The following is a 20973-nucleotide window of genomic DNA, read 5'->3' as shown; positions in this document are numbered from 1 at the left end:
GGGTAATTCGAAAGCCATAAGGACAGCGCTATCTCTAGAAGCAAAATTAGCCGGCACGCTTCAGGCCGTGCCCGAGCCACCAGTGGTGCGCCTGCACGGCCAACTCATCGACACTGTGGGTCGACGCATCGAGGGCCAGGGTCAAGGGCTCGCCGACGGGGGACTCGAGGGTGGCGAACTGGCTGTCGATCAAGGTCGACGGCATGAAGTGGCCCGGCCGGTGGGAGACACGGTCGGCGGCGACTTCAGGGGTCAGTTCAAGGAACACGAAGCCCAGGCCCGGCAAGGCGCTGCGCAGGCGCTCGCGGTAAATGTGCTTGAGCGCCGAGCACGTCAGGACCGGGCGCTGGCCCAGGGCGTCGACACGGCGCAATTCAGCGCACAGGCTGTCGAGCCAGCCGGCACGGTCTTCATCGTTCAGGGGGATACCCGCGCTCATCTTTTCGATATTGGCGGCAGGGTGAAAAGAGTCGCCTTCAATGGCGGTGGCGCCGCTGAGCTGGCACAGGGCTTCGCTGACGCACGTCTTGCCGCAACCGGCAACGCCCATGATGACCAGGGCGGTGATGGGATGATTCATGTAACACCTCAGCGCGCAGACAGCGCTACCTTTGCCAGTTATGACACTAGACCAAAAGTAGAAGTTGCCGACGCCTTCTTGTCATTTTTGTGGGTTGCAGCATGTTCGTTCCCAACACCAAAAAGCGAGGATCAGGCAAACCCTCGCTCACGCATTTGCAGCTGCATCGAGACAGCGCTACCTTAGTGCCTTGAATTTTGTTTGGCAAGCCATCGATGACCTCAACCAAAAACGATAAAAACACACGAACCACTGGCCGCCCTACCCTCAACGAAGTTGCCCGCCTGGCCGGCGTCAGTCCGATTACCGCTTCGCGCGCCCTGCGCGGCGTCAGCACTGTGGCCGCCGAACTGGTGGAAAAGGTCCAGAAAGCGGCGCTCGAACTCAACTATGTGGTCAACCCGGCTGCCCGCGCCCTGGCCTCGGCCCAGAGCCATTCGGTGGTGGTGTTGGTGCCGTCGCTGTCCAACCTGTTATTCATCGACACCCTGGAAGCCATTCATCAGGTGCTGCGCCCCAAGGGCTTCGAAGTGCTGATCGGCAACTTCCACTATTCCCGCGACGAAGAAGAAAACCTGCTGCGCAACTACATGGCCTATCAGCCGCGCGGCTTGCTGCTGACCGGTTTCGACCGCACTGAAAGTTCGCGGCGGATGATCGAAGCGAGCAACATTCCCTGCGTCTACATGATGGAGCTCGACAGCGCCGCCGGAGTCAATTGCGTAGGCTTTTCACAACTGGCTGCCGGCGAAACGGCGGCCGAACACTTGCTGTCCCGCGGGCGCAAGCGCCTGGCCTACATCGGTGCGCAACTCGACCAGCGCACGCTGCTGCGCGGCGAAGGTTTCCGCAAGGCCCTGCAAAAGGCCGGTTTGTATGACCCGGACCTGGAAGTGCTGACGCCACGCGCCTCCTCGGTCGGCCTCGGTGGCGAACTGTTTCTGCAACTGCTCGCCGGTCACCCGGATGTCGATGCGATTTTCTTCGGCAACGACGACCTGGCCCAGGGTGCATTGCTTGAAGCCATGCGCTGCGGGATCAAGATCCCCGGGCAGGTGGCGATTCTCGGCTTCAACGACCTGCCCATGTCGGAACACATGGTCCCGCGCCTGAGCAGCATCAACACCCCGCGCGAGGCAATCGGTCGGCGTGCGGCGGAGCAAATGTTGACGCTGATGGCCGGCAACACCGTGGCCAAACCGGTGCAGGACATGGGGTTTGAGTTGAAGGTGCGCGAGAGCACGTAAGGATGGGCCTTCGGATTTCAACTAACCTTTTTAGAACAACGAATGTCGCCAACCGGTCCGCACCCTGCCAGTCTCCCGTAGCGCGCCAATTCGTTAACGGAGTCGCAACATGGAACATGCACTGAAGATCCTCGGTAAAGCCTCTTCGATCAACGTCCGCAAAGTCTTGTGGACGTGCGAGGAACTGGGCCTGTCCTACGAGCGTGAGGATTGGGGCAGCGGTTTTGCCTCGACCCACAGCCCTGAGTTTCTGCGGCTCAATCCCAATGCAAAGGTGCCGGTGATCATCGATGAGAACGGGGCGCTGTGGGAATCCAACACCATCTGCCGCTACCTGGCCGGCAAACACCACCATCACCATGCCGAACTGCTGCCCACCGAACCGGTCGCGCGGGCCCGGGTGGAACAGTGGATGGATTGGCAGGCGATTGAGCTCAATCCGTCATGGAGCCATGCGTTCATGGCGCTGGTGCGCAAGGACCCGGAATTCCAGGACCCGCATCGACTGGACGTCAGTGTGCGCGACTGGAACCAGAAGATGGGCATCCTCGAACATCAACTGGCAACCACCAAGGCTTATGTGGCCGGACCAACATTCACCTTGGCCGATATCGTCATCGGGCTGTCGGTCAATCGCTGGTTGATGACACCGATCGAGCGCCCCGATTACCCGGCCATCGATGAGTATTTCAGGCGTTTGGCGCAGCACCCCGGTTTTCTCAAGCATTGCTGCAACGGCCTGCCTTGAGCCCTCCGTGTGCCAGTGAGCATCGCTGACGGCCCGGCGGTCGAGCCCTGCCGCCTGGCGGCAAGGCTTGACCGCAAACGTCCGATACTCGCCGGACAAAACAAACCAAGCATTTGATATATAAGATATTTATCTTATAGGCATACTATTTGCTCAACACACTGTACCGCCCATACCTACAAGGTCTATTTATCATGCTGGTCAGTGCAAAATTAAACCAGGTGACGCCACTGCCCAAACGGCCCGGTGAAAATCCAAACGCCGACGCCGCTGCCGGACTTCAGAGCGGCCTTCAAGGCGCCATGATGCAAGCGCTGCAAAACAATGTGCAGACGCAAACCGCGCAAGCCAGCGAGCAGGTACAGGCATCCGCCACACAACTCGCCACGCAACAGGTCAGCCAGGCCAGCAAAATCAGTGACAACGTTGATGAAGCGTTCGCCAAGACCCGCGTGAATCTGCAGGCGACGACTGCAAGCGTACCGGCCGACACCCAGAACAAGGTCGGCAGTGGCTCGGCCACGGACGAATTCAAGGACTATATGAGCAAAACGCCTGAACAGCGTTTGCGCGACAGCATTCTGAAAGAGATGGGCCTGACGGAAGACCAGGTAAATGCCATGCCTCCTGAGCAACAATTGGCGATTGGCAAAGAGATCGCCGAGCGCATGCAGGACAAGGTGAAACTGACGCAGGCCGAGAAAGACAACGGCAGCAGCGATAAAGGCAGCAGCCAGGTGGTCGACAAGTTCCTTGCTTCGCTTTAATGGCGCCGGAACAAAAGGGGCTCTCTTACCGGGCCCCTTTGCATTTGGCCGCGATCAATTCAGCTGCAAGGTCGAATTGAACTGGCTGATGGCGTCCACCACGTGCCGCGAGCCCTGTTGAATCTCCAGAATCACCTCCCCCGCCTCATTCGCCAGCTCTACCCCAAGCCCGGTTCGACTCAAGCTCGACTGCATGCTCGACACAGCACTCACTGACAAATCGTGGTTCTTGCGCACCACTTCGACGATCTCCACCGTCGCCTGGCTGGTGCGTGCGGCCAGGCTGCGCACTTCATCGGCCACCACCGCGAAGCCGCGTCCATGCTCGCCGGCGCGGGCCGCTTCAATGGCGGCGTTGAGGGCCAGCAGGTTGGTCTGATCGGCAATGCCGCGAATGGTCTGCACGATGGTGCCGATGATGTCGGACTGTTTGCTGACGGCATCGATGCTTACCGCCGCCTCGTTCAAGTCGCGGGAAATGTCCTGGATGATCTGCACCGTTTGCTGCACCACCTCGGACCCTTTGCGCGCGCAGGCATCGTTTTGTACCGAGGTGCTGTGGGCCGATTCCGCGGCCGTTTGCAGGGTAGTGACCTGCTCGGTGATATTGCTGGCGAACTTCACCACTTTGTACAGCCGGCCCTTGGTGTCGAACAGCGGGTTGTAGGACGCTTCCAGATAAACCATGTGGCCGAACTTGTCCTTGCGTTCGAATCGGTGCGAGTGATATTCGCCGCGATTGAGTGAGGCCCAGAACGCTCTGTAGTTGGGCGATTCACTTTCGCTGCGGTGGCAAAACAAGCTGTGATGCTGGCCGACGATTTCATTGAGCGAGTAGTGCATGGTCTTCAGGAAGTTGTCATTGGCCGTGATCACCTTGCCTTCGGGGGTGAACTCGATCACTGCCATGGAGCGCCCGATCGCCGCGAGCATGCTTTCGTCTTCGTGCTCTTTGTAAACTCTCGCCGAAATGTCGCTGGCGATTTTAATCACACTGCTCACTTGCCGATCAGGACCGTAGACCGGCATGTAGCTGGCTTCGAGCCAGATCTCCTTGCCGCTCTTGTTCAAGCGTGAAAAGGTGCCACTGATGGGCTCGCCACGGGCCAGGTCGCGCCACAACTTGGCGTACTCTTCGCTACGGTAAAACGCCTCTTCGCAAAATATCCGGTGATGCTTGCCGCGTACTTCTTCGACGCTGTAACCCATGGCGCTGCAAAAGTTTTCGTTGGCATCGAGCACAATGCCGTCCGGGGTAAATTCAATCATCGCCATCGAACGGCTGATGGCGGCCAACCTGGCATTGGCCTCGCCCAGCGCACAGCTGAAGCGTTCGATTTCCTGCAGGTCAGCCTTGTGATGTAGGTTGAACATGTTCGTACCACCTTGAGCGCGGTCTTTTGATTAATGAAAGCTGCTGATCTTTCACATCCACCACTACGTTCCACAGAACAGGTACACGCGCCCCTCCACGGGAAGGACTTGTCAGGTGATAAATGATGTTTAATCGGAGGGTCCCTTTAGTGACACTCTTATCAAGACATCCTTCTCTTGATCGCCCGGATTCGGGCCAGCCCTAACCTACTCAAAATCAAATTCCCTTTACCCGATCGCTCCATTTTGCCCAGCCTCGGTGCCTTGGAATGCGCACTCTCACGGTTGAACGCCGGTCACCCGGAGGCCACCGACATAGTTAGTTATAAGTGAGCATAGACAGCCGTTATGGCTAAGCAAGGCCACTAGTCGGCCAGTATTGAGGACAAAATCGGTTCAGCGTTGGTGTGACTGAGAAGGGATCCCAAACAGGGATCGGTGGGCAGTATCGAAGTCATGGGGCATGGCGTTGCCCGGATCGGGATCAATTCCCTTCTGTGCAACGACGCCGGGTTTTCTTGCAGATTTTCTCTTCACTGGACGAACAGCGGGAGCCCTTGGACCGGGCTCCCTGATCACGGGATCAATGACCGAAAATATCGACTTTCTTGGCCTTCTTGTCCGCACGCTTCTCGATGGCGGTTTTTGCCGGTTTTTTCTTCGCTGCTTTCTTTGAATCCATACCTTTGGACATGATGCGTACTCCACTCACACGGGATGTGAGATCAGGTATACACCTATCCTTGGGGTCGCGTTCTTTTATAATCGCCCGCTTTGCACACCGACAGTCCGGTCCCATGCCCAACACTCAGTACACTCGGCTCGATGAGCCATTATGGCCGTTGATGAACAAGTTTTATCGCGCCCACCAATCTTCGACGAAAGCAGTCCGCGACGCGCAATTGTGGGTCGCCCGGCGTGACGAAATCGTCGGGGCATTGTGCTTGCGGCCGGTGTCCGGCGGGCATTGGCTGACGGGGTTGTTTGTCGATCCGGCCTGTCGCGGGCAAGGCATCGCCGCCGCGTTGATCGCTGCCGCGGTAAAGGAGGCCGAAAGCCCGGTCTGGTTGTTCTGCCACCCGGACTTGCGCGGCTTCTATGAGCGTCGCGGCTTTGTCTTCGATCCACAGATGCCCTACGCCATGACCGAACGCCTGAGCCGTTACGCGCGCAGCAAGCCGATGATCGCCATGGGCCTGGAACCGCTGGTCAGGACCACAGGGTAACCGATGAGTCGGAGCGAGTGACGAAAGCGTTGAGATCACCTGTGGGAGCACGCTCGCTCCCACATGGGTCTTGTGGAGGATTCAATCGTCGGCGTTCGGATCAAGGTCCGGAAACATCACCTCGGTAAACCCGAACTTGCTGAAATCGCTGATGCGCGACGGGTATAACCGGCCGATCAGGTGATCACACTCATGCTGCACCACACGCGCATGAAAACCCGAGGCGATGCGCACGATGGGCTCGCCCTTGGGATCGAAGCCTTCATAGCGGATGTGTTGATAACGATCCACGGCACCGCGTAAACCGGGCACCGACAGGCAACCTTCGAAGCCCTCTTCCAGCGTGGGACTCAGCGGCGTGATCAAGGGATTGATCAGGATCGTCTGCGGCACCGCTTCGGCATCCGGATAACGCTCGCTGTGCTCGAAGCCGAAGATCACCAGTTGCAGGTCGACGCCGATTTGCGGCGCGGCGAGGCCAACACCGCCAACGCTTTCCATGGTCTGGAACATGTCGTCGATCAGTTGCCACAGTTCCGGGCTGTCGAACATCTCGGCCGGCACCGGCGGGGCAATGCGCAGCAGGCGTTCGTCGCCCATTTTCAGAATTTCACGGATCATGATCAGGCTTCGTCAGCGGTCGGTTTGAGCGAGTGATCCCGGCCCAGTCCCGACACATGGTGTTTGGGTTCAATGCCCGGGCTGTGTTCGCCGGGGACTTTTTCGCCCGGGTCCTTGCCTTCCTTGGACATGTGCTCGATCACCGCATTCATCTCGGCACCGAGCAGCAGCACCGCGGAAGAAATATAGAAATACAGCAACAACACGATGATCGCGCCGATACTGCCATACATGGCGTTGTAGTTGGCGAACTCCTTGACGTAGAAACCGAAGCCCAGGGACGCGATGATCCACACCACCACGGCCAGTACCGAGCCGGGGGTGATGAAGCGGAACTCCTGTTTGACGTCGGGCATCACGTAGTAAATCAGGGCCACGGCCACCATCAACAGAATCACGATCACCGGCCAGCGGGCGATGGTCCACAGCGTGACGATGAAGTATTCGAGGCCGACTTGCGACGCGATCCAGCTCATCACTTGTGGCCCGAGCACCATCAGCGCGGCGGCAATCAACAGCATGCCGGCGACGCCGACGGTGTAGATGATCGACAGCGGAAAACGCTTCCACGCCGGCCGGCCTTCGACCACATCGTAGGCGGCGTTCATCGCGCTCATCATCAGCCGCACGCCGGCAGAGGCCGTCCACAGGGCGATTACGATACCCACTGAAAGCAGCCCACCCTTGGACTGCTGGAGCTGGTCGATCACCGGGTTCACCTGCTCCAGTGCCTGGGGTGGCAGTACCAGTTCAGATTGCAGGCGCAGCCAGGAGAAGAAGTCCGGCAGGTGCAGGAAACCGATCAGGGCGATCAGGAACAGAATGAACGGAAACAGCGAGAACAGCATTTGATAGGCCAGTGCCGAGGCGTAGGTCGACATTTCGTCGGCGACGAACTCGGTGACCGTGCGCACCATCACACGGTGCAAGGGCAGGCCTTTCATGTCCGGGAAAATCATTAGCGTCTCCTTTCGCCGCAAACAAAATGGTGGGTTAAGTCGTGGCGACTCAAGGGCCGTTTACTGCTTCAAAATACTCTAGCTGGCGACTTTGAAACAATTTCTGGGCTCAAGTTCAGGCTGACACAAAAACGGCCATCCGCGGATGGCCGTTTCTTACCTTTATTAAAGGCTGGGTTACGCCTTGTCGATGCCTTTCTTCAGCGCATCCTTGGCTTTGCCAACGGCTTGCTGGGCTTCACCTTTCTTTTCCTGCATCACGCCTTCGGCGCGCATTTTGTCGTTACCGGTGACTTTGCCCACGCCTTGCTTGACGTTACCGGCTGCTTCGTTGGCCATGCCTTTTACTTTATCGCCAGTGCTGCTCATGGTGTTTCTCCTGTGAACATCTCGATGAAAAAGGTCGTTACACAAGGTTGACCGGGGGCGTTTGCACGGAGTTTCATTTATTTTCAGCCCGACATTTCATCGTTCAGCGCAGGTTGGGCTTTATGTTTGCCCGGCAACCCCCGAGAATGCGCAACGTATTCAGGCCATGGCGCTGAAGATCCAATCCCGTAGGAATGTTATGAAACTCGATAAAAAGCAGGCCATTGCCCGCAGAAACCAGGAACTCGGCGGTGCTGTGCTTGGCGTCAACAACTGCCACTTCACCGAATTGAACCGCAACCGCAACATCTGGTGGTTCGATATTCCGGTCGCGCGCCTGGCCATTGGTCAGTACGAGTGGATTCACCTGCTGATGCACACCCCGGATACCGACGAACTGTTGCACCTGAAAGTGCCGACGGTGTTCCTGCGCGAGAAACTCGAAGGCCTGGTGGTGCGCAATCAGGGCAAGCGCAAGGCGGCATTGAGCCTGGAACTGAGCGCCGACAAGGACTCGTACCTGCAGGACATGCGCCCGGCGGGCACCAACGTCAATTTCGCGCCGTTCCGCCAATAACCCCTCGCCACAAGAGCACTAACAAAAAGCCCCGCATCGGCGGGGCTCTTTGATTAGGCGGCGTTCTTCGCCTTGATCTTCTTCAACTCTTCATCCCGCAACTCGCGACGCAGGATCTTGCCAACGTTGGTGGTCGGCAATGCATCGCGGAACTCCACGGAACGCGGCACCTTGTAGCCGGTGACGTTGGCGCGCATGTGCTCCATCACCTGTTCCTTGGTCAGCGTCACGCCTGGCTTGGCGACGATGAAGATCTTGATCGCCTCCCCCGACTTCTCGTCCGGAATGCCGATGGCCGCGCATTGCAGCACACCCGGCAGGGTTGCCAGTACATCTTCGAGTTCGTTCGGGTAAACGTTGAAACCGGACACCAGGATCATGTCTTTCTTGCGATCGACAATGCGCATGTAGCCATCCGGCTGGATCAGCGCGATGTCACCGGTCTTCAACCAGCCTTCGCTGTCGAGGATTTCATCGGTGGCGTCCTGACGCTGCCAGTAGCCCTTCATGACCTGCGGACCTTTCACGCACAGTTCGCCGATTTCGCCCATTGGCTGTTCAACACCGGCATCGTCGATGACTTTGCACAGGGTCGATGGCACCGGAATGCCGATGGTGCCGATCTGAATGTTCTGGATCGGGTTGACCGTCGCCACCGGGCTGGTTTCGGTCATGCCGTAACCTTCGCAGATGGCGCAACCGGTGACGGCTTTCCAGCGCTCGGCCGCCGCCAGTTGCAGGGCCATGCCGCCGGACAAGGTCACTTTCAGCGCCGAGAAGTCCAGCTTGCGGAAGCCTTCGTTATTGCACAGGGCGACGAACAGGGTGTTGAGGCCGACGAAACCGCTGAACTTCCACTTCGACAGCTCCTTGACCATCGCCGGCAAGTCGCGCGGGTTGCTGATCAGGATGTTGTGGTTGCCGATCAGCATCATCGCCATGCAGTGAAAGGTGAAGGCATAGATGTGGTACAGCGGCAGCGGTGTGATCAGGATCTCGCAGCCCTCATTGAGGTTGGAGCCCATGAGCGCCTTGCACTGCAGCATGTTCGCCACCAGGTTGCGGTGGGTCAGCATGGCGCCCTTGGCCACGCCGGTGGTACCGCCGGTGTATTGCAGCACCGCCACGTCACTGCTGGCCGGGCTGGCTTCCGCCACTGGCTGACCATGCCCCTTGCTCAATACGTCATTGAACTTGACGGCTTTTGGCAAGTGGTACGCCGGGACCATCTTCTTCACGTATTTGATGACGCTATTGATCAGCAGGCGCTTGAGCGGTGGCAGCAGGTCGGCCACTTCGGTGACGATCACGTGCTTGACGCCGGTTTTCGGCACGACGGTCTCGGCCAGGTGCGCCATGTTGGCCAGGCACACCAGGGCCTTGGCACCGGAATCGTTGAACTGGTGTTCCATTTCCCGCGCGGTGTACAGCGGGTTGGTATTGACCACGATCAAGCCCGCTCGGATGGCACCAAAGACGGCAATCGGGTATTGCAGCACGTTGGGCAGTTGCACGGCGATTCGATCGCCGGGCTGCAAATCGGTATGCTGTTGCAGGTAAGCCGCAAAGGCACCGGACAATTCGTACAGTTCACCGTACGTGATTGTCTTGCCCAGGTTGCTGAACGCCGGCTTGTTGGCGAAGCGATGGCAGGATTGCTTCAACACTGCCTGAATATTCGGGTACTCATCTGGATTGATGTCGGCAGCAACTCCAGCTGGGTACTTATCCTTCCAAAAGTCTTCGTTCATGGAAGCCCACTCCTCAGCAACGCGAATTCAGCACCGCATTTGATGCGATTATTATTGGTGTGTTTATTGGTGAGTCTGGCTTTTTACAAGGCCGAGAAGTCACAAAGCGCGCCGAGAGTAGCAGCTTTGCCAAGGGTCGACTAGAGCCAAAAGCGGCCTCTACGGTCACTTTTGTGACTCAAGAATGACAAGCGGTCATTTTAGAGCAAAAATTCTATAAAGCCCTGAAAGCCCCGAAAATCGGGGCTTAAATCAATGCAGGAGCGAGCTCGCTGGCGAAAAACTGGAGGCCGTTGCGGGGCATCTGGGTTTACGCGTCATCGTTCAAGACCCTCGCGAGCGGGCTCGCTCCTACACCGATCCGCGCAAAGCGCGGCCATTCATCGATCAAGCGATATCACGCAACTCCCGCCGCAAGATCTTGCCCACCGGTGTCATGGGCAACGATTCACGCAACACAATGTGCTTGGGCACTTTGTACGCCGTGAAGTTTTCCTTGCAGTACGCCTTCAGCTCTTCAAGGCTGACCCCCGTTTCACGGGCCACCACAAACAACTTCACCGCTTCGCCCGAGCGCTCGTCCGGCACCCCGATGACCGCGCAGTTGGCGACTTTCGGGTGGGCCATGACCACGTCTTCAATCTCGTTCGGGTACACGTTGAAACCCGAGACGATGATCATGTCCTTCTTGCGATCGACAATGCGCACAAACCCGTCCGGGTCGATCACGGCAATGTCGCCGGACTTGAACCAGCCCTCGGCATCCAGCACTTCTTCGGTGGCTTCGGGTTTCTGCCAATAGCCCTTCATGATCTGCGGGCCTTTGATGCACAGCTCGCCGCGCTCGCCCAACGGCTGCTCGACGCCTTCATCGTTGATGACCTTCAGCGTGGTGCCTGGCACCGGCAAGCCGACCGTGCCGATGCGCGACTGGTCGCCATAGGGGTTGGTGCAAGCCACTGGCGAGGTTTCCGTCAGGCCGTAGCCTTCGGTGATCCGACACCCGGTCATTTGCTCCCAGCGCTCGGCGGTGGCCTTGACCAGTGCGGTGCCGCCGGAGTTGGTGAGTTTGAGGCTGGAGAAATCCAGGGTCTTGAAATCCGGGTGATCCATCAGCGCGACAAACAGCGTGTTGAGCCCCAGCAATGCCGAGAACCGCCAGTTTTTCAGCTCCTTGATAAAGCCGCCGATGTCCCGTGGATTGGTGATCAGCACGTTGTGGTTGCCGGTCACCATCATGCACATGCAGTTCGCCGTGAAGGCATAGATGTGGTAAAGCGGCAGCGGCGCGATCATCACTTCCTGTCCTTCGCGCAGCAGCGGGTGGCCATCGACAGCGGTCTGACTGAGGCAGGCCCGCGCCTGCTGCATATTGGCCACCAGGTTACCGTGGGTCAGCATCGCGCCCTTGGCCAGGCCGGTGGTGCCACCGGTGTATTGCAGCACCGCGATGTCATCGAGGCCGGCGTTCAACGGCTTGATCCCCAGGCCCCGGCCCATGCGCAGTGCACTCTTGAAGGAAATCGCCTGGGGCAAGTGATAGGCCGGGACCATTTTCTTGACCTTGCTCACCATGGTATTGACCAGCCAACCCTTGGCGGTCGGCATCAGGTCGCCCATCTTCGCTTCGATCAGGTACTGCAGGTCGGTGTCAGGCACTACTTCCTGGACTTTGGCACCGAACATGTTCAGGTACACCAGCGCTCGGGCTCCGGAGTCCTTGAACTGATGACGCATCTCCCGCGCTGTGTACAGCGGGTTGGTGTTGACCACGATCAACCCGGCGCGCAAGGCGCCGAACACGGCGATCGAGTAATGCAGGACGTTGGGCATCTGCACCGCGATGCGATCCCCCGGCACCAGGTCGGTGTGGGCTTGCAGGTAACCGGCGAAGGCTGCGCTATAGCGTTCCAGCTCAGCGTAGGTCAGGGTGACACCCATGTTGCTGAACGCCGGGCGATCAGCAAACTTCTTGCAGGAACGTTCGAACACCTCGATCACCGACTTATAGGCGCCCGCATCAATGTCCAGGGGCACGCCGGCCGGGCGTTTGTCATTCCAGAAATCAGGTTGCATTGTTCTTGTCCTCTTTACCTGAACCTATCCGGGCCACTTTTCTGTCTCTGTCATTTCTTAAAAGCAGAAAGCGAAAAGCGGAGCTTCACGGACACTAGCAGCTATGTCGAATCAGGCAAATACGCGCACGATCGTCATAGATCGTGTGAATCTTCGTGCCATGGCGTGACCAGATCAGACGCCCGACGCAGGATGCGCTATACACTTGGGTTGCAAGCCGCACGTACCATGCCCCAGCAAAGGAAACGCCATGATCCACGACACTTTCTGGCTGACCACCAGCGATCACAGCCGTCTCTTCGTCAACCAGTGGCTACCGGCAGGCATTCCCAAGGCATTGATTTTGCTGGCTCATGGCATGGCGGAACACAGTGGGCGGTATGCGCGTCTGGCGGAAAAACTCTGTGAACAGGGTTACGGCGTGTACGCGCCGGATTTGCGCGGACATGGCAAAACTGCCGAACACGGGACCCTCGGTCATTTCGCCGATAGCGATGGCTGGAGCAAAGTGGTGGGTGATCTGGCGTGCCTCAACCAGCACATCGGCCAGCAGCATCCCGACATGCCGATTGTGCTGCTCGGGCACAGCATGGGCAGCTACATTGCCCAGGCTTATTTGCTGCATCACAGTGCCAGCCTGCACGGGGCCATTCTCAGCGGATCGAATTTCCAGCCCGTCGCGCTTTATCGCGCGGCGCGGCAAATCGCCCGGTTCGAACGCCTGCGCCAAGGCCCCAAGGGCCGCAGCGCCCTGATCGAATGGTTGTCATTCGGCTCGTTCAACAAGAAGTTCAAACCGGTGCGTACCCGGTTCGACTGGCTCAGCCGCGATCCGAAGGAAGTCGACTTGTACGCCAATGATCCGCTCTGCGGCTTCCGTTGCACCAATCAGCTGTGGATCGATTTGCTCGGCGGCTTGCAGCAAATCAGCAAAGCGTCCAATCTCGCTCAGATCGATCCGGGCCTGCCGTTGCTGGTGATTGGCGGCGAATGTGATCCGGTGAGCGAAGGCAAACGTCTGACAGATCTGGCCAATGCCTTGCGCAAGGCCGGCAGCCAGAGCCTGCAACTGACTATTTACCCGCAGGCGCGGCATGAACTGTTCAATGAAAGCAACCGCGATGAAGTGACCGCCGATGTGCTGGCCTGGATCGCCCAGGTCTTGAGCCATCGTCGTCCACACCGAGCCGAATAGTTTTTTTGTGAATTTTTTTATTCGTCACAGGAATTGAGACAGATGACCCAGGTTACCAACACCCCTTACGAAGCCCTTGAAGTCGGCCAGACCGCCAGCTTCAGCAAGACCGTCGAAGAGCGCGACATCCAGTTGTTCGCCGCGATGTCGGGCGACCACAATCCGGTACACCTGGACGCCGAATACGCCGCCAGCACCATGTTCAAGGAACGTATCGCCCATGGCATGTTCAGCGGCGCGCTGATCAGTGCGGCAGTGGCTTGCGAGCTGCCCGGGCCGGGCACGATTTATATCGGTCAACAGATGAGCTTTCAGAAGCCGGTGAAAATTGGCGACACCCTGACCGTGCGTCTGGAGATTCTCGAAAAACTACCAAAATTTCGGGTGCGCATTGCCACCCGCGTGTTCAACCAGCGTGATGAGCTGGTGGTGGATGGCGAAGCGGAAATTCTGGCGCCGCGCAAACAGCAGAGCGTGACCCTGACTGAGTTGCCGGCCATCAGCATCGGCTGATCCCCCTCTAACCCGTGGCGAGGCAGCTTGCTCCCTCGCCACGGGCACAATTTAGCGCTCCCCCTCCTGCACCTGCACGCTCGCCGTCATCCCCGCACTCAGATTCAGCCCTTCGGGCACGTGGTCCAGTTTGATCCGCACCGGAATCCGTTGCGCCAGCCTGACCCAGTTGAAGGTCGGCTCCACTTCCGCCAGCAATTGACCATCAGGCGTCGTATTGCGATCGGTAATCCCGCGACTGATGCTTTCCACATGTCCCTGCAACGCCTCCCCGGCGCTCATCAACCAGACCTTCACCGGATCGCCGACGCGAATCCGCGGCAGTTTGGTTTCTTCGAAATACGCCTGCACATAGAAGGTCGAATCGTCGATCAGCGCCATGACCGATTGCCCGGCATTCACATAATTGCCTTCGGCCAGGCGCAGGTTGGTGATATGGCCATTGCGCGGCGCGTGGACCTGGCTGCGGTCCAGATTGATTTGTGCCATCTTGGCTTCGGCCTGGGCTTCACGCAGTTCGCCACGGGCAATGCCCGCGTTGATTTGCGCGTTTTCACGCAGTTCGGCGCTGATCGCTTGCGGCCCGAGGCTGGCGCGACGGCTGGCTTCGCGCTCGCGCAGATTGAGTTGTTGCTGACGGGTCTGCACCACGGCCTGGGCCTTCTCCAGCGCGGCTTCGAAACGGTCACGGTCGATACTCAACAACAGGTCGCCGGCCTTCACCTGCTGGTTGTCATACGCCTTGAGTTCACGCACCCAACCCGACACGTCCGGGGAAATCACCACCACATCGGCACGGATTCGCGCGTCGCGAGTCCAGGGCGTGAGCATGTAGTACTGCCATAAATGGAACCCGGCAAAAATCGCCACCGCCACCAGACACAGGGTTACCGCGACACGTACGGAGGTACGCATATTCAACTCCTTATAAGGGACCGAGGACGAAGGTGATCACGGTCAATACACAGACGTACAAGGCGCAATCAAACAATGCTTCATGCCAGATCCAGCGGCTCACCGGGGTCAGCCGCAACAACAGGCGCAAAGCGCCGGTCACCAGCAACGCCAGTACCACATAAATCAGAAACGGGCTGAGCAGTACGCCGCCCACCGACCACTCACGCAAGCCCATCGACGTCCTCCTGCTGGCGGCACCAGGCACGCCAGCTGTTTTGCAATTGCAGCACCGCGCCCTGGGCCAGCTTCACCGCGTCATCAGGGGGCAAGGCGTACAAGGATTGCAGCAAGGCTTCGCTCGGCTCGGCCAACGCGTCGGCGCGACGGCCAGCCGGACCTTGTTGCAGGACTTTTTCCAGATGCTCCAGGTATTGCCGTTGCGGTGCGGTCAGCGGCACCTGCGCCACTGCCAGGCTCAAACGCAGGTGCAGCAATTCATCGCCGATATCCAGGCCGAGCAAGCCATCGTCCCAGCGACTGCGTGCTGGCTCCGGCAGCTCCGGATAATGCCGCGCCAATTGCAGCAAACGGTCGGCCATGCGTCCGCCGAACCAGCTCTCGGCGCCGGCCAGATTGCGCCGGGTCAGGCGTACCAGGTCGCCAAGGGTCGCGGCCAACAGGCGTCGGGCATGCCAGGTCGGGTTGCGCAGGATCAGTAAATGAAACGCCAGCACCGCCGCACCGACGCCTATCACCATGGCTTGTGCACTGTTGAAAAACCCGGCGACGTCGAACTTCATCTGATTCAACGGAGCCACCAGCACAATGAAATGCAGACAGAACGAAGTCGCCGTGGCGCCAATCTGCGGTTTGGCCATGCCCAGCGCTCCGAAAAACAATGGCACGCCCATGCCCAGACAGAGCATCGCGAAACCGCTCCATTGCGGCAGCAGAATCTGTCCGACGATAAACGCCGCCGGAAGGGCCAGGAAAATCCCGCGCATGAAACTCATGCCGATCTGCGCGCCGTTCTCGCGGCTGGCGAACAGGCTGCACACCACACACGTCAGCAATAGCGCCCCGGCCGCGGCGGGCCATGCCGTCGCCAGCCAGAAACACGAAACCACCAGAAAGGCCAGCGCGCTGCGGGCACCGAACACCAGCGCCAGGGACAGGTCACGGTGTGGGGCCAGGGATCTTGGTGGGTCGAGGGACTCACCCCCCTGCTCCACCGCTTGCAACGCGGTACCGGCTGCCAGCGCGGTGTCCATCAACAAGGTCAACCGCACCAGGCAGTAACTTTGCGCGGCGCTGATGTGCCGCGCATGGGACGCCTCCAGCAAGCGTGGACGCAAGGCTTGCAACGGCGCGGGATCGCCGCTGCCGAGCGCTTCCTGGACTTCGTGCATCCAGGACGATAATTGCGCCGTCTCCTGGGGCTCCAACGGCTTCCACTGACGACGAACCGAACGGGCGATGCGCAGCAACATCAACAACTTCTGACTCAGACCACTGATAGCCCGCGCACGTTGCCGGCCGCGACGGCCTTCGAACCAGGCGTGTTCGCGCTGGGCGTCTACCGCGACGATTCTGCCGAGGATTTCCAGCAAGTCCTTGCGCGCCTGGCCATCGCCGGCCAGGGTCGCCCGCGCGGCGTTCATTCCGCTCCGCCAGGCCGCGCGGGCCTGATCGGCCAGTTGCAGCTCGACCCGCATCGGCCAGAGCAAGGCACTGCTGGCGGTGGCACAGACAATCCCCAGGCAAATTTCCGTGCAGCGCGCCACGGCCTGATCGAACACGGTCAGCGGATGGGCAATGGCCGGCAAAGCAATGATCGCCACCGTGTACCCGGCCAGCACAAATGAATAGGACCAGGCGCTGCGCAGCAGGGTCGAACTCGCCGTACACAGGCCGAGCCACAGCGCCAGGGCCAACAGAAACAACCACGGCGTCTGGGCGAAGGCGCCCATGAACACCACCGACATGATCGTCCCGATCAACGTGCCCAGCAGCCGCGCCAGGCCCTTTTGCAGCACCATGCCGGACAATGGCTGCGCCACGATGAACGCCGTCATCAGCGCCCAGGCCGGTTGCTCCAGTCCCCAGCGCAAGGCCAGCCACAGCGCCAGGCCTCCGCCAATCAGGGTCTTGATCGCGAATTGCACAGCGCGGCGGTCAGGCGCAAATAAAGCCTGGAAAGTGATGGGCACGAAAGGGACTCTTGGAAGGACGATTTAACGATAGACGGCTTCGGTGAACACTTGAGAAACAAATTATTAGCTAGCTATCGATATCCCGTCCAGCGCTAATTCACAGGCACAAAAAAACGCCAGACTGGCTGGCGTTTTTGACAGCAAACGTACGCTTACGAACGTGCACGCGCCTGGTTACGCAAGGCTTTGACTTGATCGTGATTGCGCTGCACGCCGTGGTACTGACGCTCAACGAGGTCGCGAATGCCCACCAGATTATGCTTGTTGATTTTTTCCATGGCGTCTCGATAGGCCTTCAGCGCATGGTCTTCGCCACGCTCGGCTTCATTGAGCACCGCTTCTTCGTCCTTGCCGGTGAACATCGACTTCACGTCAACCCAGCGACGGTGCAAATCACCGCTGACACTGGTGGAGGTTTCCGGATCGCCGCCCATGGAACGAACCGCACTTTGCAGTTCGGAAGCCGCTGTGGCGCACTCTGCGGAACGTTGCACGAACAGGGTTTTGAGTTCAGGGTGTTTGATGTCTTCAGCGCAAGTCTTGAACCCTTCCTGACCGTCCTTGCTGGTTTCAATCAGGTCGTTGAGTACAGAAATCGCTTCTTTATTCATGTCAGTCATTTTTCAATTCCTTGCAGGTGGATGAAAGTTGCAATAGGTGTTGCACCTCGCATGCCAGCTATCCATCAAGCAATTACTCTATATATTTCAGTGAGTTATAAATATCAGATGAATCTGTATCCGTTTCTTTTGCATGATCTGTCATTTGGCCTGCATGCAGAATGCCTGTATTTTCCAGACTGATTGAATCCAGGATTGATTGATGAACCCTGAAAAGCTCGAACTGCTGATAACTCGCCAGATGCCCTTCGGCAAATACAAGGGTCGAATCATTGCCGACCTGCCCGGCCCCTACCTGAACTGGTTTGCCCGGGAAGGATTTCCCCACGGCGAACTGGGCGGTCTGTTGGCCCTGATGCAGGAAATCGATCACAACGGTTTGTCTGAATTGCTCGAACCCTTGCGTGCCAAACACGGCAAACCCGCGCCACGTCACTGAAATGTCCACTCATCGAGTTGCCCATGCCCGATAACACCCGCCGCGCCCGTGATGAATCCTTCTGGCGGACGTTTGCCGACCGCTACGATGTCCAGCCCGGCCCGATCAACCTGGAAAACGGTTACTTCGGACGCATGTCGCGCACGGTGATCGAGGAGTATCAGCACAACATCGAGCTGATCAACCGCAGTAACTCGGTCTACGTACGCCAGCGCTTCGAGACGAGCGACGGCCTGAAGATCCGTGCGCGGGTGGCCGGGCTGATTGATGTGCCCGCCGAAGCTGTCGCGCTTACACGCAACGCCTCGGACGGCTTGCAGTCACTGATCCGCAACTACAACCGCTTGCAGCCGGGCGACCAGGTGCTGGTATGCGATCTGGAATACGACACGGTCAAGGGCGCCATGCGCTGGCTGGCCCGTCACCGTGGCGTCGAAGTGATCGAGATCGAACATCGGCATCCCGCCAGTTTCGACAGTTTGCTGACCACCTATCGCGAAGCTTTCGAGCGTTATCCACGGCTCAAGCTGATGGCCCTGACCCATGTCACCCATCGCACGGGGCTGGTGATGCCGGTACAGGCGATTGCCGCCGCAGCCAGGGAACACGGGATCGACGTGATTCTCGATGGGGCCCATGCATTGGGCCAGTTGGCGTTCGATCTTGAGGAGCTGGGCATCGCCTTCGCGGCCTATAACCTGCACAAGTGGATCGGCGCGCCGCTGACCCTGGGCTTCCTCTACATTGCCCCTGAACGCCTGGGCGACATCGACCCGGACATGGGCGAGATGCATTTCCCGATAACCGACATTCGCGCCCGCACGCCCTACAGCACCCCGAACATCCCGGCGTTGCTGACCCTGCCGCTGGTGCTGGAGGAACATTGGGCCATGGGCGGCGCCGCCGCCAAGGGTGCACGGCTCAACTACCTGCGTAACCTGTGGGTTCGAGCGGCACGTGAGCTGCCGGGCATTGAAGTGCTGACACCGGATGACCCAAGGCTCTATTGCGGCATCACCTCGATGCGTTTCACCGCACACAACGATCAGCAGTCGATGGCCGAGCGGCTGCTCAACGACTACAACCTGTTCACCGTGGTGCGCAGCGGTGCGGCCTGCGGTCCCTGCATTCGCATTACGCCGGGACTGACCACCACCGCTGCCGACATGGCACAACTGATCACGGCGCTGACCGAACTGAGTTGACTCACACCGTGTACTTGTCGAAGTCCTCGGGCTTGATCTGGGATGACACTGCAAAGGTGTCGATGCCGATGGTCACCTGCCCGAAAAAGCCGTCTTCATTCGAGTCTCGACCGAGGGTGTGAACGTTCAGGGTCGAGGCTTCGCCGCCCATGCTCTGGTAGAAAAAGTCTTGATCGTTACTCAATGCAGGGATGGCGCGACCGCTGTACTCCCGGGCATTGAGCACCGAGCGCGCGGCGACCTCGGGGAAGTACAACTGACCGACCCAGGCGACGTGTCGCTCCTGCAGATAGTTGTTACCGCTGGTGATGCGAACGGCGACGTGGATATGCAAGGCACGCCCGGCATAAAACCCCGGACAGATCGTGGTGAACCGGGCGATGCCTTTCTTGTCGGTGAATTGCCCGCCGCGCAGGTAAGTGTCGTCGTCGGTTCGCGGGACCGAGCCGATGTCTGCGGCATCGACTTCCACATCCGGATTGACCTTGCTCCAGCCGGAGTATGCCCCGCGCGCATTGCAGTGCCAGATATCCACCAGCGCATCGGGAACGGGCTGGCCGGTCATGGCGTCGACTATGGCCAGCCGCAACACCAACGGGATGCCGTCGGCGCCTTCGCTGATATTGCGTCTGATCAGTTTCGGGTTGCGGAAATAGGGACCGGCTATCTGTTCCGGTGAAAGCAGGTAAACGGGTGTTGCTGAGGTGTTGTCGTCCATGACGTTCTCTCTTCCATAAGAAGAACGCAGGCTAGCACTGGCCAAAACGCGTCACGCGGTAACTATGTATCGCATGATGTCCCTGTGGGAGCGAACGGGCTCGCTCCCGCCTGTTTTTTTGCGGGCAAAAAAAACGGTGCGCCGACCAAGCGCACCGAAAAGCCGTAGAACACACAACGAGGTGTCAGGTGAAGCGGATCAGTCCAGCAGCGCCAGAGCTTCGGCGGTGCATTCCTGAATGCGGGCCCAGTCGCCGTTCTTGATCCACTCCGGATCAAGCATCCAGCTACCGCCCACGCACATGACGTTTTTCAGCGCCATGTAGCTTTTGATGTTGGCCGGACCGACACCGCCGGTCGGGCAGAATTTCACTTCGCCGAACGGGCCGCCCAGGGCCTTGATGGCCGCGACGCCGCCGCTGACTTCCGCCGGGAACAGCTTGAAGCGGCGATAGCCCAGACCGTAGCCCTCCATGATGCCCGACGCATTGCTGATGCCCGGCAACAGCGGGATCGGGCTGGCGACGCTGGCTTCCAGCAGGTCACGGGTAATGCCCGGCGTCACGATGAACTGCGAACCGGCAGCTTCCGCGGCCGCCAGCATGTGGCGATCGAGCACGGTGCCGGCACCGGTCACCAGCTCCGGACGCTGCTCACGCAGGATCTGAATGGCCTTGAGGCCGAACTGCGAACGCAGGGTCACTTCCAGTGCAGTCAGGCCGCCAGCGGCGAGCGCATCGGCCAGCGGCAGAACATCCTGCTCACGAGCGATGGTGATCACCGGCAGAATCCGCGCCCTGGCGCAGAGGTCGTCGATCAGGGCAACTTTGTCCGCCATGGAAACGGTCGGGGATGGGTTTTTCATAGCGGCTGTTCCTT

22 protein-coding genes are annotated in these 20973 nt (G+C 59.1%); 9 read left to right on the top strand and 13 right to left on the bottom strand.

Annotation, left to right across the window (positions count from 1 at the left end):
- Positions 1-46: 46 nt before the first annotated feature.
- Positions 47-580, bottom strand: a complete 534-nt coding sequence (locus JQF37_RS24195; protein WP_130210089.1) for a gluconokinase — start codon at positions 578-580, stop codon at positions 47-49.
- A 215-nt stretch (positions 581-795) separates the two neighbouring features.
- Here JQF37_RS24195 and JQF37_RS24190 point away from each other — a divergent pair, with 215 nt between their 5' ends.
- The 3 genes from JQF37_RS24190 (at position 796) to JQF37_RS24180 (ending at position 3342) form a co-directional block, all read left to right on the top strand.
- Entirely contained in the window at positions 796-1827 is a 1032-nt protein-coding gene (locus JQF37_RS24190; RefSeq protein WP_130210087.1) for a LacI family DNA-binding transcriptional regulator, read from the top strand.
- A gap of 109 nt (positions 1828-1936) precedes the next feature.
- A complete protein-coding gene (locus JQF37_RS24185) occupies positions 1937-2575 on the top strand; it encodes a glutathione S-transferase (RefSeq protein ID WP_130210085.1) in 639 nt (212 codons plus the stop codon).
- Between the two features lie 194 nt (positions 2576-2769).
- Positions 2770-3342, top strand: a complete 573-nt coding sequence (locus JQF37_RS24180) for a hypothetical protein (protein ID WP_130210083.1) — start codon at positions 2770-2772, stop codon at positions 3340-3342.
- A 54-nt stretch (positions 3343-3396) separates the two neighbouring features.
- On the opposite strand, the gene JQF37_RS24175 is transcribed toward JQF37_RS24180, so the two are convergent.
- Positions 3397-4716 (bottom strand): PAS domain-containing methyl-accepting chemotaxis protein, encoded by a 1320-nt coding sequence (locus JQF37_RS24175; RefSeq protein WP_130210081.1) that lies wholly within the window; start codon positions 4714-4716, stop codon positions 3397-3399.
- Between the two features lie 797 nt (positions 4717-5513).
- Between JQF37_RS24175 and JQF37_RS24170 the strand changes: the two genes are divergently transcribed.
- Complete coding sequence (locus tag JQF37_RS24170) at positions 5514-5942, top strand: GNAT family N-acetyltransferase (protein WP_130210079.1); 429 nt, start codon at positions 5514-5516, stop codon at positions 5940-5942.
- An 81-nt stretch (positions 5943-6023) separates the two neighbouring features.
- On the opposite strand, the gene def is transcribed toward JQF37_RS24170, so the two are convergent.
- The 3 genes from def to JQF37_RS24155 form a co-directional block, all read right to left on the bottom strand.
- Positions 6024-6563 (bottom strand): peptide deformylase, encoded by a 540-nt coding sequence (def, locus tag JQF37_RS24165; RefSeq protein WP_130210077.1) that lies wholly within the window; start codon positions 6561-6563, stop codon positions 6024-6026.
- Positions 6564-6565: 2 nt separating this feature from the next.
- Positions 6566-7522 carry a YihY/virulence factor BrkB family protein gene (locus tag JQF37_RS24160; RefSeq protein WP_130210075.1) on the bottom strand — a complete coding sequence of 319 codons (957 nt, stop codon included), beginning with the start codon at positions 7520-7522 and terminating at the stop codon, positions 6566-6568.
- Between the two features lie 177 nt (positions 7523-7699).
- On the bottom strand, positions 7700-7891 hold the full coding sequence (locus tag JQF37_RS24155; protein ID WP_090324694.1) for a CsbD family protein: 192 nt from the start codon (positions 7889-7891) through the stop codon (positions 7700-7702).
- A 199-nt stretch (positions 7892-8090) separates the two neighbouring features.
- Between JQF37_RS24155 and JQF37_RS24150 the strand changes: the two genes are divergently transcribed.
- Positions 8091-8468, top strand: coding sequence for a hypothetical protein (locus tag JQF37_RS24150; protein ID WP_077047210.1), 378 nt, complete (start codon positions 8091-8093; stop codon positions 8466-8468).
- Positions 8469-8521: 53 nt separating this feature from the next.
- On the opposite strand, the gene fadD1 is transcribed toward JQF37_RS24150, so the two are convergent.
- Both fadD1 and fadD2 read right to left on the bottom strand, forming a co-directional pair.
- Positions 8522-10219 (bottom strand): long-chain-fatty-acid--CoA ligase FadD1, encoded by a 1698-nt coding sequence (gene fadD1, locus JQF37_RS24145; RefSeq protein WP_047532438.1) that lies wholly within the window; start codon positions 10217-10219, stop codon positions 8522-8524.
- A gap of 387 nt (positions 10220-10606) precedes the next feature.
- A complete protein-coding gene (gene fadD2 / locus JQF37_RS24140; RefSeq protein WP_130210073.1) occupies positions 10607-12295 on the bottom strand; it encodes a long-chain-fatty-acid--CoA ligase FadD2 in 1689 nt (562 codons plus the stop codon).
- A gap of 250 nt (positions 12296-12545) precedes the next feature.
- Here fadD2 and JQF37_RS24135 point away from each other — a divergent pair, with 250 nt between their 5' ends.
- Together JQF37_RS24135 and JQF37_RS24130 are read left to right on the top strand one after the other, a co-directional pair.
- Positions 12546-13490, top strand: a complete 945-nt coding sequence (locus JQF37_RS24135) for an alpha/beta hydrolase (RefSeq protein ID WP_130210071.1) — start codon at positions 12546-12548, stop codon at positions 13488-13490.
- Positions 13491-13532: 42 nt separating this feature from the next.
- Positions 13533-14003, top strand: a complete 471-nt coding sequence (locus JQF37_RS24130; RefSeq protein ID WP_007974451.1) for a MaoC family dehydratase — start codon at positions 13533-13535, stop codon at positions 14001-14003.
- A gap of 51 nt (positions 14004-14054) precedes the next feature.
- Here the strand turns inward: JQF37_RS24130 and JQF37_RS24125 are convergent, their stop codons facing one another.
- The 4 genes from JQF37_RS24125 to JQF37_RS24110 form a co-directional block, all read right to left on the bottom strand.
- Positions 14055-14918: an HlyD family secretion protein gene (locus JQF37_RS24125; RefSeq protein WP_130210069.1), complete on the bottom strand. Its 864-nt coding sequence runs from the start codon at positions 14916-14918 to the stop codon at positions 14055-14057.
- 10 nt (positions 14919-14928) lie between these two features.
- Positions 14929-15135 (bottom strand): DUF1656 domain-containing protein, encoded by a 207-nt coding sequence (locus tag JQF37_RS24120; RefSeq protein WP_047532442.1) that lies wholly within the window; start codon positions 15133-15135, stop codon positions 14929-14931.
- On the bottom strand, positions 15122-17110 hold the full coding sequence (locus JQF37_RS24115; protein WP_130210067.1) for an FUSC family protein: 1989 nt from the start codon (positions 17108-17110) through the stop codon (positions 15122-15124). The genes JQF37_RS24120 and JQF37_RS24115 overlap by 14 nt, the downstream gene beginning before the upstream one ends.
- A gap of 155 nt (positions 17111-17265) precedes the next feature.
- Positions 17266-17733 carry a PA2169 family four-helix-bundle protein gene (locus tag JQF37_RS24110; protein ID WP_103406526.1) on the bottom strand — a complete coding sequence of 156 codons (468 nt, stop codon included), beginning with the start codon at positions 17731-17733 and terminating at the stop codon, positions 17266-17268.
- Positions 17734-17935: 202 nt separating this feature from the next.
- On the opposite strand from JQF37_RS24110, the gene JQF37_RS24105 reads away from it, so the two are divergent.
- Together JQF37_RS24105 and JQF37_RS24100 are read left to right on the top strand one after the other, a co-directional pair.
- Positions 17936-18172, top strand: a complete 237-nt coding sequence (locus JQF37_RS24105) for a DUF3820 family protein (protein ID WP_008056784.1) — start codon at positions 17936-17938, stop codon at positions 18170-18172.
- 23 nt (positions 18173-18195) lie between these two features.
- Positions 18196-19377: an aminotransferase class V-fold PLP-dependent enzyme gene (locus JQF37_RS24100; protein WP_130210065.1), complete on the top strand. Its 1182-nt coding sequence runs from the start codon at positions 18196-18198 to the stop codon at positions 19375-19377.
- A gap of 1 nt (position 19378) precedes the next feature.
- Here JQF37_RS24100 and JQF37_RS24095 read toward each other — a convergent pair whose 3' ends face one another.
- Positions 19379-20095 carry an intradiol ring-cleavage dioxygenase gene (locus tag JQF37_RS24095; RefSeq protein WP_130210063.1) on the bottom strand — a complete coding sequence of 239 codons (717 nt, stop codon included), beginning with the start codon at positions 20093-20095 and terminating at the stop codon, positions 19379-19381.
- A gap of 198 nt (positions 20096-20293) precedes the next feature.
- Entirely contained in the window at positions 20294-20959 is a 666-nt protein-coding gene (locus JQF37_RS24090; RefSeq protein WP_090464570.1) for a bifunctional 4-hydroxy-2-oxoglutarate aldolase/2-dehydro-3-deoxy-phosphogluconate aldolase, read from the bottom strand.
- Positions 20960-20973: the final 14 nt, after the last annotated feature.

This window comes from Pseudomonas sp. MIL9 (assembly GCF_016887925.1).
In the GTDB taxonomy this organism is placed as follows: Bacteria; Pseudomonadota; Gammaproteobacteria; order Pseudomonadales; family Pseudomonadaceae; genus Aquipseudomonas; species Aquipseudomonas mohnii.
The sequence above is the reverse complement of the archived record's forward strand: the minus strand, read 5'-3'. Positions and strand labels throughout refer to the sequence as shown.

Bases quoted from the DNA above. Each gene is read 5' to 3' on its own strand.
- JQF37_RS24155 (WP_090324694.1), bottom strand. From the start codon at position 7,891: ATGAGCAGCACTGGCGATAAAGTAAAAGGCATGGCCAACGAAGCAGCC.
- JQF37_RS24105 (WP_008056784.1), top strand. From the start codon at position 17,936: ATGAACCCTGAAAAGCTCGAACTGCTGATAACTCGCCAGATGCCCTTC.
- JQF37_RS24190 (WP_130210087.1), top strand. From the start codon at position 796: ATGACCTCAACCAAAAACGATAAAAACACACGAACCACTGGCCGCCCT.
- JQF37_RS24170 (WP_130210079.1), top strand. From the start codon at position 5,514: ATGCCCAACACTCAGTACACTCGGCTCGATGAGCCATTATGGCCGTTG.
- JQF37_RS24100 (WP_130210065.1), top strand. From the start codon at position 18,196: ATGCCCGATAACACCCGCCGCGCCCGTGATGAATCCTTCTGGCGGACG.
- JQF37_RS24125 (WP_130210069.1), bottom strand. From the start codon at position 14,918: ATGCGTACCTCCGTACGTGTCGCGGTAACCCTGTGTCTGGTGGCGGTG.
- JQF37_RS24175 (WP_130210081.1), bottom strand. From the start codon at position 4,716: ATGTTCAACCTACATCACAAGGCTGACCTGCAGGAAATCGAACGCTTC.
- fadD1 (WP_047532438.1), bottom strand. From the start codon at position 10,219: ATGAACGAAGACTTTTGGAAGGATAAGTACCCAGCTGGAGTTGCTGCC.
- JQF37_RS24180 (WP_130210083.1), top strand. From the start codon at position 2,770: ATGCTGGTCAGTGCAAAATTAAACCAGGTGACGCCACTGCCCAAACGG.
- JQF37_RS24130 (WP_007974451.1), top strand. From the start codon at position 13,533: ATGACCCAGGTTACCAACACCCCTTACGAAGCCCTTGAAGTCGGCCAG.
- JQF37_RS24110 (WP_103406526.1), bottom strand. From the start codon at position 17,733: ATGACTGACATGAATAAAGAAGCGATTTCTGTACTCAACGACCTGATT.
- JQF37_RS24195 (WP_130210089.1), bottom strand. From the start codon at position 580: ATGAATCATCCCATCACCGCCCTGGTCATCATGGGCGTTGCCGGTTGC.
- JQF37_RS24090 (WP_090464570.1), bottom strand. From the start codon at position 20,959: ATGAAAAACCCATCCCCGACCGTTTCCATGGCGGACAAAGTTGCCCTG.
- fadD2 (WP_130210073.1), bottom strand. From the start codon at position 12,295: ATGCAACCTGATTTCTGGAATGACAAACGCCCGGCCGGCGTGCCCCTG.
- JQF37_RS24135 (WP_130210071.1), top strand. From the start codon at position 12,546: ATGATCCACGACACTTTCTGGCTGACCACCAGCGATCACAGCCGTCTC.
- JQF37_RS24095 (WP_130210063.1), bottom strand. From the start codon at position 20,095: ATGGACGACAACACCTCAGCAACACCCGTTTACCTGCTTTCACCGGAA.
- JQF37_RS24160 (WP_130210075.1), bottom strand. From the start codon at position 7,522: ATGATTTTCCCGGACATGAAAGGCCTGCCCTTGCACCGTGTGATGGTG.
- def (WP_130210077.1), bottom strand. From the start codon at position 6,563: ATGATCCGTGAAATTCTGAAAATGGGCGACGAACGCCTGCTGCGCATT.
- JQF37_RS24120 (WP_047532442.1), bottom strand. From the start codon at position 15,135: ATGGGCTTGCGTGAGTGGTCGGTGGGCGGCGTACTGCTCAGCCCGTTT.
- JQF37_RS24185 (WP_130210085.1), top strand. From the start codon at position 1,937: ATGGAACATGCACTGAAGATCCTCGGTAAAGCCTCTTCGATCAACGTC.
- JQF37_RS24150 (WP_077047210.1), top strand. From the start codon at position 8,091: ATGAAACTCGATAAAAAGCAGGCCATTGCCCGCAGAAACCAGGAACTC.